This window comes from Paenibacillus uliginis N3/975 (genome assembly GCF_900177425.1).
Classification (GTDB): Bacteria; Bacillota; Bacilli; order Paenibacillales; family Paenibacillaceae; genus Paenibacillus_AQ; species Paenibacillus_AQ uliginis.
The window spans coordinates 4,493,908-4,513,513 of record NZ_LT840184.1; the positions used below are offsets into that span (position 1 = coordinate 4,493,908).

At 41.6% G+C, this 19,606-nt stretch carries 9 protein-coding genes; 3 read left to right on the top strand and 6 right to left on the bottom strand.

All coding sequences use genetic code 11. The features are described from left to right. Nucleotides 1-89: 89 nt before the first annotated feature. Nucleotides 90-3,110, bottom strand: a complete 3,021-nt coding sequence (locus tag B9N86_RS21410) for an efflux RND transporter permease subunit (protein ID WP_208915167.1) — start codon at nt 3,108-3,110, stop codon at nt 90-92. A 192-nt stretch (nt 3,111-3,302) separates the two neighbouring features. On the opposite strand from B9N86_RS21410, the gene B9N86_RS21415 reads away from it, so the two are divergent. The 3 genes from B9N86_RS21415 to B9N86_RS21425 are packed head-to-tail and all read left to right on the top strand — an operon-like array spanning nt 3,303 to nt 5,178. Further along, entirely contained in the window at nt 3,303-3,689 is a 387-nt protein-coding gene (locus B9N86_RS21415; protein WP_208915168.1) for a GntR family transcriptional regulator, read from the top strand. Then, nucleotides 3,680-4,414 carry an ATP-binding cassette domain-containing protein gene (locus tag B9N86_RS21420; protein WP_244562784.1) on the top strand — a complete coding sequence of 245 codons (735 nt, stop codon included), beginning with the start codon at nt 3,680-3,682 and terminating at the stop codon, nt 4,412-4,414. Before B9N86_RS21415 ends, B9N86_RS21420 begins: the two co-directional genes overlap by 10 nt. Further along, nucleotides 4,411-5,178 carry a hypothetical protein gene (locus B9N86_RS21425; RefSeq protein ID WP_208915169.1) on the top strand — a complete coding sequence of 256 codons (768 nt, stop codon included), beginning with the start codon at nt 4,411-4,413 and terminating at the stop codon, nt 5,176-5,178. The genes B9N86_RS21420 and B9N86_RS21425 overlap by 4 nt, the downstream gene beginning before the upstream one ends. Nucleotides 5,179-5,508: 330 nt before the next feature. Here the strand turns inward: B9N86_RS21425 and B9N86_RS21430 are convergent, their stop codons facing one another. The 5 genes from B9N86_RS21430 to B9N86_RS21450 form a co-directional block, all read right to left on the bottom strand. Beyond that, nucleotides 5,509-6,228: a thioesterase II family protein gene (locus B9N86_RS21430; protein WP_208915170.1), complete on the bottom strand. Its 720-nt coding sequence runs from the start codon at nt 6,226-6,228 to the stop codon at nt 5,509-5,511. Between the two features lie 198 nt (nt 6,229-6,426). Continuing rightward, nucleotides 6,427-11,199 (bottom strand): beta-ketoacyl synthase N-terminal-like domain-containing protein, encoded by a 4,773-nt coding sequence (locus tag B9N86_RS21435; RefSeq protein WP_244562785.1) that lies wholly within the window; start codon nt 11,197-11,199, stop codon nt 6,427-6,429. Between the two features lie 36 nt (nt 11,200-11,235). Further along, the gene (locus B9N86_RS21440) at nt 11,236-15,930 is read right to left on the bottom strand and encodes an SDR family NAD(P)-dependent oxidoreductase (protein ID WP_208915171.1); all 4,695 of its coding nucleotides are present in this window, start codon (nt 15,928-15,930) and stop codon (nt 11,236-11,238) included. A gap of 13 nt (nt 15,931-15,943) precedes the next feature. After that, nucleotides 15,944-17,191: an ACP S-malonyltransferase gene (gene fabD, locus B9N86_RS21445; RefSeq protein WP_208915172.1), complete on the bottom strand. Its 1,248-nt coding sequence runs from the start codon at nt 17,189-17,191 to the stop codon at nt 15,944-15,946. Between the two features lie 58 nt (nt 17,192-17,249). Further along, on the bottom strand, nt 17,250-19,606 hold a 2,357-nt coding region (locus tag B9N86_RS21450), incomplete at its 5' end, for a non-ribosomal peptide synthetase (RefSeq protein WP_208915173.1).

A 19,606-nucleotide genomic window follows, 5' to 3' on the forward strand; every position in this document is an offset into this window, starting at 1 on the left:
ATATATTTTATTTTATTACCTGCATCTAAAGAAAAGGTGTCAATACTCTCCTCGTCAGGAGGCAGTATTGACACCTTTTGCTTCGTTACTTACATATTTATCTGATCTTGTTCAACGCTCGTATTAATGTTATTCAATCGTTGTCGTTTAGATTTCCGGAAGAAAAAAGCTTCATATATTACAGGTACGACAACCAAGGTCAGTAATGTTGATACCGCCAATCCGCCAACTACGACGACTGCCAAGCCTTTTGAAACGATACTGCCAAGCTCCGGTTTCGAAAAGAGCACCGGCAGAAGTGCAAATATGGTAGCCGCAGCCGTCATCAGGATTGGACGAAGTCTGACGTTTCCTGCTTCGATTAGAGCCTCTCGTATGATCATTGTTTTTTCGTTCTGTTTCACCCGGTCCAGCAAAACAATTGCATTTGTGACTACAATTCCTATCAGCATCAATGCGCCTATCAGGGCAAACGTATCTACGGGTATTCTACTAATAATCAAACCCAGTATTGAACCAACCGCTGCGAATGGCAATGAGAAAAGAATAACAAATGGCATTCTAAGATTCTTAAACATAATGACTAAAAGTAAATAAATAATGCCAATCGAAACGATCATAGCTGTGAATAAGTTATTGGTATCCACACTCTGCTGTGCCCCTGCTCCGCCTATATCCAAGGAGACTCCATCAGGCAGCTTAAGCGACGAGGTTTCCAAGGCAATTTGATTGTTAATGGTACTTAATTTACTTCCATCTACAGTAGCTGTGATACGAATGAAATCATGACTGTTCTTCCTAAGAATCGTAGATTGTTGCTCCGTTTTTTCAATTTTCGCAACTTCACTTAATGCAATCTCACCTGTTTTTCCAATCACTTTCAAATCTTGCAGGTTGTCTCCGGTTTGCAATGGATTCGTTATATCCAATAAAATCGGTGTCGCAATTCCATCCAATATCATCGAACCGATTGGTATTTGATTCAACTGCATATTTAATTGCATTGCCAGATTTGAAACATTCGTTGTGCCAGGATCCACATTAATATTATAGATTGTTTTTTTCTCTGTCAGATTAGTGCTGATTTTTTGAATTCCCTCAATTGGGTTCAGTGCTTCAGTAACACTCTTAGCTGCTGTTTCCAAATCCTCCTGATGACTTCCTGAAAGATCAAGAACGATAGCATTATTTGCTGAACTTAATCCGCTTGATTCCGTATATTCAAAATCAGCATTCGGGTACTGATCTTTGAAGGTAATAATTTTGTCTATTAAATGATCTGCATTCGCATCCTCTTTTAAGAAGATGGTAAACGCAATGGATGTCGGTGACTGAACAGATCCCAATTTCAGGTCCTCTTCGCTAACACCTAAATGAATAAATTCATGCTTGGTTTCTGGTTGCTGCCTTACCAAATCTTCTAGTTGAAGTGCAGTTTGTTTGACGGTTTCATAAGGGGTATCGCTTGGAAGAGTCAGGTTGATATCAATCTGCGAGGTATCGTTATTATTTATCGTGCCTTTAGGTATAACCCCATAAGCTACGATAGAACCAATTAATAGAACAAAGGTTGCTGCAAGTGTGATAAATTTATGATTTAAAGTCCATTTTAACACGGCCTGATACGATTTCACCTGCTTATGCTTCTTTGGCTTGGCATTCTTCATGAAACTATGACCTAACAATGGGACTACCGTTATAGCAACAAATAAAGAAGCCAACAAAGAATAGGTTACTGTTAGAGCAAAGGGCAGAATCATCGCGGACAAGCCTTTAACCAATCCAAGCGGCAAGAATACACAAACGGAGGTCAAGGTTGAAAGTGTGATAGCTCCTGCGACATCTTTAACCGAGTCGATAATAACGTCTTTGGTATAGCCTTCTGTCTGTGACCTGCGGTATAGGTTTTCTATAACGACAATACTGTCATCTACTAATCGTCCGATCGCAACAGCAATACCGCCGATAGTAATTACGTTCAAACTTATGCCTGATAACGATAAAAAGAATAACGTAATTGCCAGCGACAATGGTATGCTGATAATTGTAATAAGTGTCATTCTCCAATTTCTCAAGAACAGAAAGATAATCAAGGTTGCGAACAAAGTACCAAGCAGCACCTCACGCATCATACTATTAACAGAACCTGTAATAAAGGAGTCGCTCGACCAAACAAGGGATGTCTCGATGTCACCCTTGTAATCCTCGTTCATTTTCTTAATTTCAGATGCTATATTCTTTCCAACCTCTACAGCATTCCCGCCTGCAACTTTGTTCACTAAAAGAACAACACCATCTTGACCATTTAAATGAGTCATCGTCTTTGTATCTTTAGAAAGGCTGATCTTCGCAACATCGCTTAGTTTAACATCAGCCGCAACATTAAGTTCCCCGAGCGATTGTAAGTCATTTAAGTTGCCGACAACTTTAAGGGATACTGCTGTGTTATCCACAACATGGCTGCCTAAGGACACGACTAAATTTTGACCATTTAACAGGCTCATCAGACTTTCCATTGATATTTTATGCTTACTCAATTCACCTGGATCTACACGAATAATCACATTTTGCATAACACCACCAGTATTTCGAATGCTTCCTACATCTGTGATCTTCTGTAATCGGGGGATGATTTCGTTATTAATTTTATCCATTCCTGTAGATGACATTTGTTCAGATAATCCGATTCCCAGGATAGAAACCGGCATGCTGTCCGTACTGGGTTGATAAATATAAGGCTTGCTTACACCTGCTGGAAGCTGAAGCCCGTTTACGATTTTTTCTGTTTCGGCAACAGCTTCTTTCATCTTAATTCCGAGCTGGAACTTTATCGTGACCTGGGAGTAACCGTCCCCGGTAGTAGATATTACAGAGGATTGCCCCTTCACATTTGCTACCGCTCTCTCAATCGGTTCCGTCGCAGATACCAGCATCGAATTTGAATCCATGGATTGTCCCACTGTCGTGATGCTAATTGTAGACACTTCCATTGAAGGTTGTAATTCCCTTGGCATTTTAGAGTAGCTGAAAATGCCGACAAGCAAACTAAAAAAAACGATAACCAGAATTGCTGCTTTGTTCGCCATAGCCCATTTCGTGATTCTGTGCATCCTTTTAGCTCCTTAAAGTAGAATTAATTTAATTTTTACCAAATTATGTATCGACAATTGTATTATATACCATAATACACTTAAGTCAATGATAACTTTTTATTCAAAATACTGTAAATGCATTGACTTGTTTGTATTAACATATATAATACAATTCATGAGGAGTCATAAAGTCAGTGAGGGGGATGTGAAATGGATATTATTCAAGTAGGCGACCTCACGTTCCAGTTGGATTACAGTAAGCCTCTGTATGAGCAGATCATCAACCAATTTCGATTTGACATTGCACAGGGGCATATCCAATTGGGTACAAGAACACTTTCAGTCCGTGATCTAGCTAAAGTGCTAAAAGTTAACCCCAATACAGTCATGCGGGCTTATCAGGAATTGGAGCGGGATAATCTTTTTGAAACTCGAAGGGGGCATGGAACTTTTGTAACCTCATCCCAGAAGAAAGTGGACGAACTTCAACGATCTCTGGCAACTCAGGCAGTTAGCAACTTCGTCACGTCTATAAAGAGCATAGGATTTACGAAAGACTCTGCCATAACATTGATTGAGGAGGCTGAGTGGAATTGATAACTCATGGGCCTAATTCATTAGTCACCAATTCAGATGCTGTTGTATGTAAGGAACTTGTTAAACGTTATAAACAAAAGCTTGTTCTTAATCAATTTACAGCTTCATTTCCTGCCGGCAAGATAACTGGTCTTCTTGGACAGAACGGAGCAGGCAAGTCTACATTACTCAAGATCATTGCAGGATTAACCCAACCTGATCATGGAGAGGCCAGAGTTTTTGGTCAAAAAATCCATTGGAAACAAAATCATGATATTACTATTTTGTCTGATCGTACCAAATGGTATGAGCATCACACTGTATTGGAAGCTATAAAATTCTCCAAAGTTTTGTTTCCTTCTTTCGATTTGGAAAAAGCTTTGGAACTAATCCAGTTCATGGAATTGGATGCCGATCAAAAAGTACATACATTATCCAAAGGACAGGAATCACGTTTGTATCTTGTGCTATGCCTTGCACGGAATACAAAACTTGTGCTATTGGATGAACCTTTCTCAGGTATAGATCTCGTATCTAAAGAACAAATCATTCAAGTCATTATTGACTATATGGTTGAATCTCCTTTCACTCTTATTATTAGTACACATGAGATTCACGAAACAGAAGGATTATTCGATCACGCTGTTTTTATCCGCAATGGGGCTAACGTATTGTCAGGGGATGTAGAATACTTGCGCGCCACACAGGGATCAATCGAAACTATATATAGGGGGATTTATCGATGAGTTCTTTTTGGAGCCTTGTGCAAAATGACCATTTATTGGGTGATAAATCAAATCGAAAACCGGCATATTTATGGATTTCCGCTCTTCTGCTCCTTCTGTTTTTCACATGGTATACCGTAGTCCTTCTCTTTGGAACAGCAATCGCTCCTCTCAGCTTGCTAAAGATTACTCCTTTGTTGATATTCGTATTTGCCGGAGTTTCAATAAAGTTATCCATTAAAGAATGGAGGAAACAAACAATCAGTTGGTGGCTAATGTTGCCGTTTCCTCGATATTATTTATTATGTGCAAAAGCACTTTCCGCATTGCTCATTTGTTTCAAAGTACTCTTATTATGCTACGCAATCACACTTGCAACTGGCCTTGAAAGTTATTGGCTCAGCCCTGAATTATTTAATATCCATCACTCCTTAGGAAGTTACTTTTATGAAGTTAGTATGAACTACTTTGGATATCTAATACTGAGTCCTTTAATCATCTCAATTACCATCACTTTGGTAATGTTATTCAAATCCAGATTGAAATTTTATGTTCTTCTGATCATTATGCTTGCCTCACCTTTACTCAGCTTGGTGTTTTCAGATCACAATATCATTTCAAAGAATCCCAACTTATCCTTTAAATTATCCTTTCAGCTGCCAGAGTATATATCTTCTGATTATTTATCTTCATATCTACCAATCACTTTACTTGTGTCCCTGTTGGTTTCGGCAATGTTACTGTTTGTATCTTCCTTAATATTAGAGAAAAAAATACAAATCTAAACTAAGATAAAGCATATTCGCACTTATAGGACTACTGCTTATTCTCTTACTTTAGAATTCCCTCGCGATTCAATGCGAAAGAGGTTCATCTCTCAGAATCTTTTGCGCACTGTAATCGCAGGGTTTTCCTTATTTTAAATTTCCCCATAAATCGATAATGCCTCAACTGGCTTAAAATCACTAACTAAGAAAAGAACAGCCTCAAATTAATGGCTGTTCTTACTATAACCTTCAGCTCTTTACTATGCATTCCACAAAAGAGGCGATAGGAGGTTGACATGCCATTTATCTACACTTAAACAAGCCCTTGATAATTATTCAAGATTCCCCTCAAACGTTTTGCAGCGCATCATTGATGATATCCACAACATACAACATGCTGTCTTCAATGATAAAGAAATGTCCCCCCATTACTTTTTTGATATTACATTGCTTCTCCGCATGAAACCGCCATTCATTTATATCAAAATTCATAATACTTCGATCGTTAGTCCCATTTATCACAGTGAGGTCACAAACAATTTTCTCTTTTTTTTCCTGGTGTTTATATGTCTCTGTAATTTTGAAATCCGCTCTTAAAATTGGCAAGAAAAGTTGAAGCAACTCTTGATTCTGGATAACTTCCTTTGAAGTACCCCCATATTCTAATACAACTTGTAGAAATTGCTCATCCGACGCGTCATGGCAAATAGGCCTATCAGATTTAGGAGAGCATTGAGGTGCCTCTCTTCCGCTAAAAAACATATGTTTTGGCGCATGACACCCTCTTTCCATCAACTTGTAATATGTTTCAAAAGCAAGCAAGGATCCCATGCTATGTCCATATATAGCATACATTTCGTTTGATTCCAGCTGATTCATAATTGAAGAAGCCAAATCTTCAATTACATCCTCAAACTGTTGGGGAAGCGGTTCACAAATTCGCTTTCCTCTCCCGGCAATCTCTACTGGGCACAATTCAATATGATTAGATAGGAACTTTCTCCACTTCCAATATACTTCGGATGTCCCCCCTGCGTAGGGGATACAAAATAATTTGATCGGTTTCATTTCATCCCGCCTTATGTACTCTTTTTCGGAAGATATATATCACTATGGCCGTCGCCCCTCATCAACAACGGAAAGAGAACGTTACTGATGAGGGGAAAAAGAAACACAACCATAATCATCTTATTTGAAACGTATTAACATATTACAAGTTACCCAGAAGCCCAATCAAATCTATATCAGGCAATTCGATTCCAACTATTACATCAATGTAACAATATCAGCCTTCCCCACAGCTCTTTTCTTATCAATAAATGCTGCAAGCTCTTCTACTGTTGGATAAGTAAAAATATCCGAAATGTCAACCATTCCAGGGTAGATGGAACCTAATTCTTTCATCAGCTGCATAGCATGAATGGAATCGCCACCAATAGAATTGAAATTTTCGTAAATATCTATTTCATCTAAATCAAGTGTAATTGCATAGATGTAGGCCACATTTTTTTCCGCTTCGGTGTACTCCTTACCCTTTCCCAGAATCAATAAGTCTTCTGGATTCAGTAGTTTTTTTACTTCCTTACTTCCTATATCCTTGTTCTTTCTCTTATAACGTGCAAGTTTCTTCTGTAAATCATCAGATAGTCCGAAAGGCAGATTGTCTTCACCGATTTGCCAGAGCATATCAAGATTGATCTGGCCCGGAACCACATTACTTAATTTGGAATTTATAACATTGTCCAGAGCGCTAATCGCAACATGAGTATCCAGCGATTTAAACATAGTTAAAGAATCAGCCACTTGATAGTCGACCGCCATACCGGTTTCACTCCAACCAGGCCAGTTAACTGTCTGAGCTGCCAACCCTTTTTTCAAAAGATACGATGCGTATGCATCAAGAAACGCATTGGCTGCCGTGTAATCGCCTTGACCGAGTCCGCCGAACAAACTTTGCATCGAGGAGAACAGAATGAAGAAATCAAGCTCCTGATCTCTTGTTAATTCATCGATAATGACAGTGCCAAAGACCTTCGGAGTAAGGACACTATTAAAAATGTCCATGTCTTTGCGGAATAGAAAGCCTTCGCCGGCAACGCCTGCACAATGCACGACCCCATTGATGCGGCCATACACCGCCTTTAATTCTTCAACGATGATATTCATTTGACCAATATCACACACATCTGAATACCGTAGAATGACGTTGCATCCTTTGCTTTCAAGACGCTGAATGCCGCGGATTAAACTGCATGCTTTTTTGTCTTCTTCTTTATCTAACACAGCTTGCCATTCGGAACGTTCCTGTAGCTTTCTCCGGCCTAATAAACAGATATTGCATGGTCCCGAATCTCCCAAAAGCAATGCGGTTTCTAAGCCGAGACCGCCTGTCCCTCCAGTGATCAGATAGATTCCTTCATTTTTGATTTTAACTTCCTTAATATCATCAGGCTGAACGTCGATAGTTACTAGCATTTCGGTATAGCGCACATTGTTGCGGTAAGCGACACGGAAGGCTTGCTTATCTATGCGAAGCGCTTCGTTCATCACTGTGTCAATACTGGTAAGATAATCGATGTCGATACATTTGTATGTGTATAATGGGCATTCCGCTTGAGTCGCTTTGGCCAGAGCTAAAAATGATGCGTTAGCAGGTTTGATATAGGCTTCTTCGTTGTCAATAGCATGAGCATTTTCAGTCAGTAAGACAAAATTCACATTGTTATTTTTCATGTTCAAAAAGCCTCTTGTCAGGTAGAGCAGGGAGTACAGGCCTTGATTTAACGCCGCAGGATACTGCTCAAGGGCAAAGTCCGTTTGGTTAAAATTAATAGTGCCCAAGTGATAGACAGTTGAGATATTCTCCGGGCCAATCGATTCCAGAAGCTTCAAATAATCCTCTTCCGATGAACCTACGGTGTAGTGTGACGAATCAAGCTTTGCGAAAGCCTCACCGAAGGATACAAAATACAGATGGTTATCTAATGTCTGGAGTCTACCTGCTAGATCACTTGATAACCCGGATTGATCCGTAAAGATCAGGATATCACCATCTGGAATCAAGCTCTCACTCTTATCCGCCGCTTGCGGAGCCCACCTTACCCCATAAAAAGAATTATTTACGTACTCATGGATATCATTGATCTTCTTCAGTGATGTTTCTTCTATTTCGGCAATAATGTTTCCTTCCATATCCGCAAGCACCACATTAAAGCTCATGATTTCGGAATCATTACCTTTTGGAATTCTTCTGATTTTGCTGTAAAAGTGTCCCGGTAGCTTTTTGTAGAACTTCAGGCCCTTATAGGAGAACGGTAAGAAGTGTTCTTCACCTTGATAGAGCAGCATGGTGGCCATATTGACGGCTGTATCCATCAAACCGGGATGGCAAGCATATTCTTCCAAATCCTTTGATAACTTATCGGGAATTTTAACTTCCGTATAGATGGTTAGGCCTTCCTCATCCTTATTCTGATAGAAATGCTGTACGCAGTTCCATCTTTCCCCAAAAGCGTTCATTCCGTTCTCGTCCAACGTTGTCTTTAACGGAAGCACAGTCACCTCAGGATCTGTCACAATGCTGTTAAATTCAGCTGTTTTTCCGACGGTGTCGTTATGAAAATATGCATTGCCTCTTGCATGTTCAATCCAAGTGTCACCATTTGCGTTCGCATGTCTAGAAACAACAGAGAAGCTTGCATCGCCCTCTTCCTTAGTAATAACGATATGAGTTTCCAGATCCTCATCTTCAACAGAGGCTACCAACGGAGAAAGGAATACAATGTTTTTAATCACAACGTTCTCGTTGTCATAGCACTGCCGGAATGATTCTTTAATGACCTCAATGTACGCTGTGCCGGGAAGTATATTGCCGCCCATAATTTTATGGTCCTGCAGTACCCAATGCTTCTTAAGATTAAAGTTCATCAGATATATGTTTTGTCTCATGGAGTCGACAAGACATCTCTCAACCAGAGGATGGAGTGCCTGATTGTTCGCTGCAGCATCCTCGCTTACAATTTTCGTCACTTTGACATCGCCCCAGTAATGAGTTCTATCAAATGGATAGGTTGGTAATGGGATACGACTATAAAGCCCCTGACGGTATACCTGGGTCCAGTCTACATTAGCCCCCTTAACATACAAGGCACATAAATCTAAAAGCATTGCACAATAGTCCTCGTCCTCTTCACGATCCTTCAATGTATCCGCAATCTTCTGGGCTTGAGATTTGATGTGGCGAAGCTCGCTTTCGGTAATTTCTCCTTCCTGCTTATGCTGGCGTTTGTCGGATACAACGTGGTTCTTGTTATAAAAGATCTGTTTGTCTTCGATGGATTTCAATCCGCTTTGACTGAGCAATGCGATTTTTTCCTTCAATTGCTCCAGACTATTAATAACCATAGCCACACGATATCCGTAATCTCCCCGTCCCGTATTGGCTGTGAAACAAAGATTGTCAATATTTAACTGTGTTTTATTTTCCAAGTATTTATTGTAATTCTTGATGATATTAAGCATGGCAGTCTCTGTTTTCGCAGATAGCGTCAAAATATTATTCCTGGATATGCCCGTTTTCGTTTCCTGTACTTTTTGATATTCCTCAACAACCATATGACAGTTTGTCCCACTGAAACCGTAGGAGCTAACACCTGCACGGAGTGGCTGCTCATTATCTTCCCAATGTGTGACTTTATCTACTACAAAAATCGGCGAATCCATAAAATTAATATGCGGATTTGGTTCTTCGAAATGCAGGCTCGGTGGTAACGTATGCTGATTCATTGATAACAATACTTTTAACAGGTTTGCAGGCCCAGAAGCTCCGACCGTATGTCCGATACTTGTCTTGACAGAACCAATGCCGCAGAATTGTTTTCTATCAGTGTATTTCGAAAAGGCATTCGAAAGACTTAGAATTTCAATCGGATCACCCAGTTGTGTGGCCGTCCCATGTGCTTCTACATAGCTAATAGATTCGGGCGCAACTTTAGCCCGCTTCCACGCATCAATGATCACTTCCTCTTGCGCCAGCGGGTTCGGGGCGGTCAGACCATTAGAAGCACCATCATTGTTAATCGCACTGCCTTTGATAATACCGTAAATATGGTCACGATCTTTCACCGCTTTTGTGAGCGACTTTAGTACAAATACGACAACACCTTCACCAAAAACAGTTCCGCTGGACTTTTTGTCAAAGGAACGTACCCGGTTATCATTTGATGAGACTGCCTGCATAACGCCATTGGCCTCTTCATCTGCCTTTTCCGTTTCACTAACCGATTTAGCGCCCTTTGAGCCAATAGAAATCCCACCGGCAAGAGCCATTTCACATTCCTGATTTCGAATTGAATTGCAGGCCTCATGAATCGCAACTAATCCAGAGGAGCAAGCTGTATCGAGTACCATTGCTGGCCCTTTCAGATTGAAAATGTAGTTGATCCGGCTGGCAAGAATGCCGCTCCAGATTCCACTCAGTGTCATTTGATCCCATTCAGTAATGTATTTATATTCAGTTGTGGTTGTACTATCCTTGCCAACAAAAACACCTGTTTTGGTATTTTTAATATTCTCCGCCCCATAACCAGCATCTTCAATCGCGCTCCATGCGACTTCCATGAAAACCCGCTGTTCTGGATCTATACATTTCGCTTCTCTCGGAGGGATACCGAAGAAGTTCGCATCAAATTTATCCATATCTTCAACAAACAACCCTAAGAAATCTTCCAAATTCTCATGGTCGTCGGTAATTTGATTCATCCCGACAAATTCCGCATAATGTTTATTTTTAAATACTTTTTCGTAGATCAGCTTGTCTGCCGGCTTGGGGCTCAAACAGGTTCTTCCGTTCAGCAAATTGTCCCAGAACTCTTCTGGATTATTCGACATAGGAAGCCTGCAAGCTGTACCGATAATAGCAATTTCCTGCGTACTCTCCGTCTCTTTATTCTGCAATTCGCTTAATAATTGTACTGCTTCCTGCTGCGATAAAATTTGTTTACCTAGTTGGTCTAAAATAAACCGTTTTACATTATTCAACTTATTCACTCCTTTGAGATAGTTACTGTCCAATTTTTACTCATCAAGCAGTGCCAGTATTTGATCGAGATCCATATCGCCACCGACAAACTGTGCAACCATTTTTTCAAGATTCTTTTCGTTCTGTTCTTCCTCAATCACGAGCTTTTTCGTACTTGCGCTCACCTTGGACTCGATATAATTTGAAATATCCAAAACAGAGGAATAAACAAAGATATCGGTAATGGCCGTTACTCCTGGGTAGGCTTTATTTAATTCCTTGTGCAGATAAGCAGCCAACAATGAGTTACCTCCGGATTCGAAAAACTTGTCATGGAGATCGACTTCATCGACACTCAGGGTTTTAGCCCAGGCGGAGATCACATGCTTTTCAATTTCCGTCAGTTTATCCATACTTTTCCCAGTCACGACAACATCATGAAGATCTCGCTCAGTGGTCGTAGTTACCTTTGTGGCAGTTCCACGCTTTTTCTCTATTTTTTCAGAGAACTTTATTTTTTTCCCATACCCTTGACTTTCTGATGCTAACACAGAGTAATTGACGTCACCCACCAAAACTCTAGGCAACCCGGTTTGCAGCGCGTAAGCAAAGGCATTGGCCCCTTCTGCATCCTTAACAAAATGCACATACATTCCGTTTGCATTCAGACCATTAGCAACGGCCATACCCGACTCACTCCAACCTGTCCAGTTGATGGTCAGGCTTGGAATTCCTAAACTTCTACGATAATATGTAAAGCTGTCCTGATAGGCATTGGCCGCTATATAATCACTCTGCCCTGCTGCCCCAAACAGAGATGCGAACGACGAGCACATAACGAAGAAACTCAGTTGATCGTCACGGGTCAATTCATGAAGCATCCATGTCCCGTAGACCTTCGGGCGTAAGACCGCCTCGAATGTTCCCCAATCCTTTTTCATAATGAATCCGTCACCCGCCACACCAGCGGTATGGATCACACCATCGATCGCTCCGTACTGATCTCGGATATCCTGCAACGTCTCCTTCAACTGTCCATAATCAGCGATATCAACCTGTAAGATTTCCAAATCTTTTCCATCCGACCAAAGTTTATTTACTTGATCGATCTTGTTCTGGAAGAAGATATCATCATGTACCTTTAACGCCTTAAACATCTCACGGGAATACGTCCTGTTCAGAAGAATGACGCGAATCGCCGGATTCACACTAAACAAATATCTACAGATGGCTAGTCCCATGCCGCCTAATCCGCCGGTGATGATGTAAGTCCCTTGATCCTTGAGTTCCAGCTTTTTCTCAGCCAATTGCTCGGAGTAAGACACCGTATCCAGCTGTTCTACATATCTCTTGTTATCTCTAAAAGCCACCGCGTACATCGTTTCGTCATAAAACAACTCATCCAGGAGGGACGCTATCTCCGTATTTCCATCACAATCCACAGTGCGAGTTTTAATATTAGCGTACTCTTCTCCAATGCTAGCCCCCATCCCGGCTAGTGCACGATTAATTGGATATACTTGATCTTCATCACCCGTTACGAAGGTCGCATTCGACGTCATCAAGACTAGGCGGATCTCTTGCCTAACGTCTTGCTTCAGCAGTGCTTTAATCAGGTCAAATGTGCTTTTCAAAATAATCTTTGTTTCATACACAACATCATGAACTGATTGAACATCCCCATTCGAAAGTGACGCCAGTTGTACGATGTACTTGATTCTCTCTTTAGGAAATAGACTCAGCCAACCTTCAAAATCATTATCTCCAGCGAGCTGGAACGCTACCATGCGGTGACCAAACCGGTGTTGCAGTGCTTCCATCAGCGGACTGAACTTCTGGTCAGGTCGATGCAATACTAAAAGGAGATCCTCATCATCTAGAAACATCAAGGCATTTTCATGTGCATTTTCATAAGAAACCCAGCTCGTTGCATGGTACATGTCTAATTGGCTGTTTTCTTTCCTCATGAAAAATTCCGGCTGATGCACTTTCTTAATGCTGTAGTCTTCCAGTTCGGCAATAACCCGTCCATTTTCCGTCAAAAGTGTGATATCGAAGGCTGCAAATTCATCCGAATCGTTTCCCTGAGTTTTTCTTTTAATGTGACTGTACAAATTTTCTGGAAGTGCCTCGTAGAACCTAGCTTTTGAACAAGAGAACGGCAAATACACACTTTGCAGGAGGAAATTCCCTCCATTTATTGCCGGGTCCAACATCGACGGAAATAAAAAGTAATTTTTTATGTCCTGTGTAAGAGATGAATTCAGTTCAAGGTGAAGCAAAACTTCATTGTCATTTAAATAGACGTCCTTTAAATGGCCCCACTTTTCTCCATCGATCTCAACGATCGACAGAGTGTTTGGTTTTGTCGCCGTATCGGCCTTTTTACAACGGTCAATAATTTCATTTGCATGTAAAGTAAATCGCACTTGTTCACATTCTTCACTCACCCTCAGTTCCAGATGAGGCGTCCACTCATGTTCATCATTATTTTTGCTGTAGCATGAGATGCTCAACTCAGAATTCCCCATTTTTGCAAGCGTGTGAACAATCCGCACTTCATCTTCCTTACAAACAAATGGGACTAAGTAGGACAGTTCCTGAATCTCGAAATGATTTTTTTTCAAAAAACGGCTACTGACAAACTGAGCCATCTCGATAAATGCAGTTCCAGGTAAAACATACACGCCGTTGATCTTATGAGATTTTAGTTCCCAACAGCTATCTATACTCATATCAGTGGAATACACCTGCATTTGATGAGTATCGAGAACACATTTATGAACTAAGGGATGAAGCTTCGCCAAGTTATTATTTTGTAATGACGAAGATTCCTTTTCAGGGAAATTAATCCAGTAACGTTTATAATTAAAGGGATAAGTAGGAATATTCAGTCTATACCGAACCTCATTTTTATAAAACTGATGCCACTGAATGTCTGCTCCCTGAACATAGAGGTCTAAGATTTTCTGCAGCAGCTGCTCATATAAATTAGCATCCTGCTCCTCATTGACCTGTTTGATTAATAGATTTGCCTGCTCCGTTAATGACTTTTTCCAAGAGGAAGTAATATATCCCTCTATCTGCAGTTGTACATCTGTCACCTTATGTTCGCGATACATATAACGCTCATCAGTAAGCTGATGAATGTCAAACACTTGGTTTGAAAAATCATCGATTGAATCGAGAATCATCGCAAACCGGCAATTGTAATGCCCACGGCCGATATTAGCCGTATAACAGAAATCATCCAAACTACAATCTGGAAACCGCCGGAGATAGGTCTGATAATCCTTAATCAAACGCATAACCCCCTCCTTGTTCTTCGCAGAGACGGTCAACAATCTTACTGGAGCGGCGCTTTCTTCCATTCTTTGCAACACAGGTGCTTCCTCCAAGACCAGATGACAGTTCGTACCGCTCATTCCAAAGGAGCTGACCCCACATCTTCTCGAACCGGATTCCGTTTCCCAGGGCACCAATTTGTCATTGATGTAAACCGGGGATGATATAAAGTTGATCTTTCGGTTTGGCACCTCAAAATGAAGAGTAGGCAGTAATTGCTTGTGCTTCAGCATCAAGATTGCTTTCACCAAGCCTGCAAGCCCCGAAGCGCAGTCTAGATGCCCGGCATTTGATTTCACTGAACCAATTGCACAAAACTGCTTCTTATCTGTAAAACTGCCGAATGCTCGTTCGATACCATTGATTTCGACTGGATCTCCTAGATTAGTAGCGGTACCGTGCGCTTCGATATAGGTGATCGTTTCCGGATTAATACCCGCATCCTTCCACGCTGCCTTGATGACTTCTTCTTGTGCAGCCGCATTTGGAGCTGTGATGCCGACGGATGCACCATCCTGATTGATGCTGCTGCCCTTAATTACAGCATAGATGTTATCGCGATCCCGTACGGCCTGACGGAGCGATTTAAGGACGATACAGATGACGCCTTCACCTATACCAGTACCATCTGCACGGTCATCAAATGTTTTGGTTCTGCCGGAAGAGGATTCGATCCCCATCTTCTTTCCATGCTGATGAGGAGGCAATGTCTTCAAGCGTACAGAACCCGCCAACGCCATCGAAACCTCACCGTCTCTAATTTGCTGACAAGCCAGATGAACAGCCACTAACGAAGATGAGCAAGAAGTATCAACATTAACCGCCGGACCTTTCAAATTCAGAAAATAGCTGATTCGGCTTGCGATAATCGCGTCCACATTTCCTGACACCGCCACGCCATACATATAATTATCAGTCTCTTCAACCACCATATTGTATGGATTTTGTGGATTGTTGTACCCCAGAAAAACTCCGGTTTTGCTTCCGTTCAAGATACCTTTACCGTATCCAGAATCCTCCAAAGCAGTCCAGGCAGATTCAAGAAACAGCCGTTGAGCCGGCTCCATCAGTTCCGCTTCAGCTGGAGATAACTGAAAAAATCCGGCATCGAACATATCCAACCGATCTATATAAGAGCATGGGGTCAGTTCTTCAGGCAATTGCCTATTAAACTTTAATTTATAGAACTGGTTAGCGTCCTTCCAGCGTTCTACTGGGAAATCTCGTATCAGATCAAAACCATTACTCAAATAATCCCAAAGTTCCTCGACGTTTTTAGCACTTCCGATCTTTGCGTCAATACCGATAATAGCAATGTCATTCCCCCCAACATCGGCGGCTGCAGATACAGGCACATCACTGGAATCGGGAAGAATCGAAAGATGCTTTAAAGCATTCAAATCCATAAAGATTCCCCCCTTAATTGATCATGCTATAGTCAAAATCTTTGAACAAACCTTGGGTACCCGAATCATTAAACAATTGCTTGAATCTTGCAATTTGTTCGTCTCGCGGAGTTTTCTTAGTGCGAAACATTTTGAGCAGCATTTCAATTGCCAGTTGCATTTCTTCACTGGTTGCTACTCTGTCTTCTCTTTCGATAAGCTGCTGGATATCATTTATGTGATTATATGGTTCGATAACACCCTTACGATATGTTTCCTCATCCCAGTTGAAATTCCGGGTTGCTGCGGAGATCCCCAAGCTTCTCGACAAAAACGGAATATATTTGTTTTGGATGAATTTTTTTAGAGCAATTATTTCTGAAGGATTATCATAAGAGTAGGTTGGAAGATCGGACGTAATACCCTTCATCATGTTTTTCAGAACATTACCTGGTCCAAGCTCAACCGCATACTGTACCGTCAGCATCTTGGCATAGATCATGCAATTGACCCATTGTACAGGCATCACAATCTGAGCAGTCAGATTCTCAACAATGTCCTCTTTTCCCCCATAGGGCTTTGCTGTTACATTCGAAAGGACAGAATATTTGAGATCGTTGAAAGTATATTTGGCCAGTTCCTCCTTGAAAAGCTCTGCAGCAGGCTGCATCAACTCACAGTGGAAGGGTGCACTCACATTTAGTCGGCTCACCTTAATATCCTCTTTCTCCAATATCGTTACTACTTGATCTACTGCATTTCGATTACCGGAGATCACGGTTTGAGTTATCGAATTGAAGTTGGAGATGCTGGCAATCCCCTCCTTTCCCGATACCGATCTGCAAACTTCTTCAAGTTTTTCGATGTCTCGGGTCAATACAGCCACCATTGAGCCGAGCTCGGGGGCAATTGTCTGCTGCATGAATTCCCCTCGTCTTCTCACAATCTTAACCGCATCAGAAAAATTGATAGCGCCAGCGCAAGTCAACGCTGAGATTTCCCCCAAGCTGTGACCAGCCATCAGATCAGGCGTAACCCCTTCTTCTTCCATAAAGACCCGGAACATTGCAACACTGGTGGTCAGAATAGCCGGTTGTGCATTATATGTGAGTGTCAATTCTGACTTTTCACCCTCAAAGCACATTTTTTTCATATCTAAGGATAACGCTTCACTAGCTTGGTCAAAAACTTCGGATGCAGTTTTAAAGTTCTCACACAATTTCTTGCCCATTCCAACATATTGCGAACCTTGCCCCGGAAATACAATTGCCTTTTTAGTCATAATTTAGTGACTAGCCCATAAATCGTATGGGCTAGTCTGCCCACCCTTCACATTTTTTTTATACATATTCCAACAGGTATTGGACGATTTGAATCAATCCCCTCAATAACTCTTCTAGCTTTTGCTCAGAAACTTTTTTGTTAAAAACCTCGGCAGCAAATGTGACGGAATCTTCTCCAATATCAAAGGAAAGGGAGAAATCATAATAGTCCTTGTATAATTCGTTACCACTGAATCGGTAGAGAAAAATTGGCATCAAACCTTTTTCCGTGCTTTTGATGTGGATCTTCGCTCTCTGGAATTTAGTCGCATCCTGATAATTCTGATGGACAGTCTCCATAAGAACATTCAGGTCTTCTTCAGCTTCTACTTCAAAGGAGACGTAGTCCTTTTGATTGACAGTACATACCGCAAGTTGTTGCTGGCCAGTCGCATCAAACAACAAATAGCTATAAGAGAACAACAGAAATTCATATAGTTTGAATTCATCGGTATCATGCATTGCTTTAATACTCTGATACAAGCTTCCGCTGTCCGTGAATCTGACGATAGAATCATGAAGCACTTTGTTGGACTGTTTAAAGTAAGAATCAGGGAACGAAATCTGCGAGCAAGACATAGTTTCCAAACTGCTCATTTCAATATGTGCGGCAAGCTGTGCAATGGTTGGATTTGCAAATACATCACCAACTTTTACAATCCCAGGGTACTGCTCTTCAATTTGTGAAAGCATGACGGTGATCAGCAAGGAATTTCCACCTAAATCGAAAAAGTTATCGTCAATGCCGATTTCGTCGAAATGAAGTATACTTCTCCAGATATTACTCAGGATATGTTCACATTCATTATTAGCAGCCACAAATCGATTGGTCTTACGGAAGAGATCTAAGTCAGGCATAGGCAATGCATTTTTATCCAACTTGCCGCTTCTGGTAACTGGAAGACTATCAATCTGCATGATAAAGGCAGGAATCATGTATCCTGGTAGTACACCTTTGAGTGCATTCTTGATCTCGGTCGGATTAACCTGAACATCGGATATCACATAGGCTTGAATAGTTTTGTCTTCACGGTCATCTTTTCTTGCGATTACCACTGCATCAACGATGTGTTCCAGCTTACGCATCACACTTTCGATTTCAGCCAACTCAATTCGGAACCCTCTGATCTTGACCTGCTCGTCGATTCGTCCTAGATATTCGATGTTTCCATCAGGCAGCCATCGGGCCAAGTCTCCGCTCCGATATAGTTTGCCGGCTCCAAATGGATTGGCAATAAATTTCTCGGCTGTTAATTCCGGCATATTCAGGTACCCTCGAGCTATACCATCTCCTGCAAAACACAATTCACCTGGTATCCCGATTCCGCATAAATTCATTCCGTTCATAATATAGGCTTGTACATTAGAGATCGGCCGGCCTATCGGGACCGGATGCGGGATGTCACTCTTTCCGTCATATTCCCAGTGCGTAGCTAGTACTGTGTTTTCTGTCGGTCCATAGGCATTGACATATCTGCAAAGGCTGCCCGCCTTTTGAATAATTGCTGCATTTGATTCCGAACCGCCGGTCGTGAGTACCTTCAAACCTGTAAGCTGAGTCTGCAAATAGTACTGTGGCGGCAACAAGGTCAACGTGATGCCACTCTGGTTCACAAACTCATTAAATCTTCCGGTGTCCGCAATTATCTCTTTCGTGATTAACGTCAACCTTGCACCAAGCAGGAGTGACAACGTCATTTCCCACACTGCAGCGTCAAAGACATAGTTGGAAAATTGCAGAACGTTGTCTTGATCGGTTACTTGGTATAGATTCTTCAGATAGATACGCATGGCTGTAATACCTTGATGCTGCAGCATGACACCCTTAGGCTGACCAGTAGTTCCCGAGGTATAAATGACATAGGCCAAATCATCGGGCTTGTTTACTTTATCCGGATCTTCATACATACTTTCCCAAATCGAACGGTCTGCAAGATCGAGAACAGAAAGTTCAGTATTTAAATCCGTTTTGTAAAGAAGCACCGCTTTGGGTCGACAATCCTCCAGAATAAACTGGATACGCTCTTCTGGAAAGGTAGGATCTATCGGTACATAGGCACCGCCCGCCTTCATGATTCCATAGATCCCGACGATCATCTCGATACTACGCTCGGTCATGATGGCGACTCGGTCATCTGGTCTTATCCCCAGTCTGCGGAGTTTCCATGCTACTTGATTAACTTTCCGGTTTAGTTCAGCATACGTCAGTCGATCTTCCTGAAAAACGACTGCAATCTCATCAGGTGTTTTCTTAACCTGCTCCTCAAACAAATCTACGACAGTCCGGTCTCGTGCATACTCAACAGCCGTATCATTGAATCCGCTGAGGATTTGGAGTTTCTCCTGTTCAGTAATCGTCTCGATCTCGGACAATT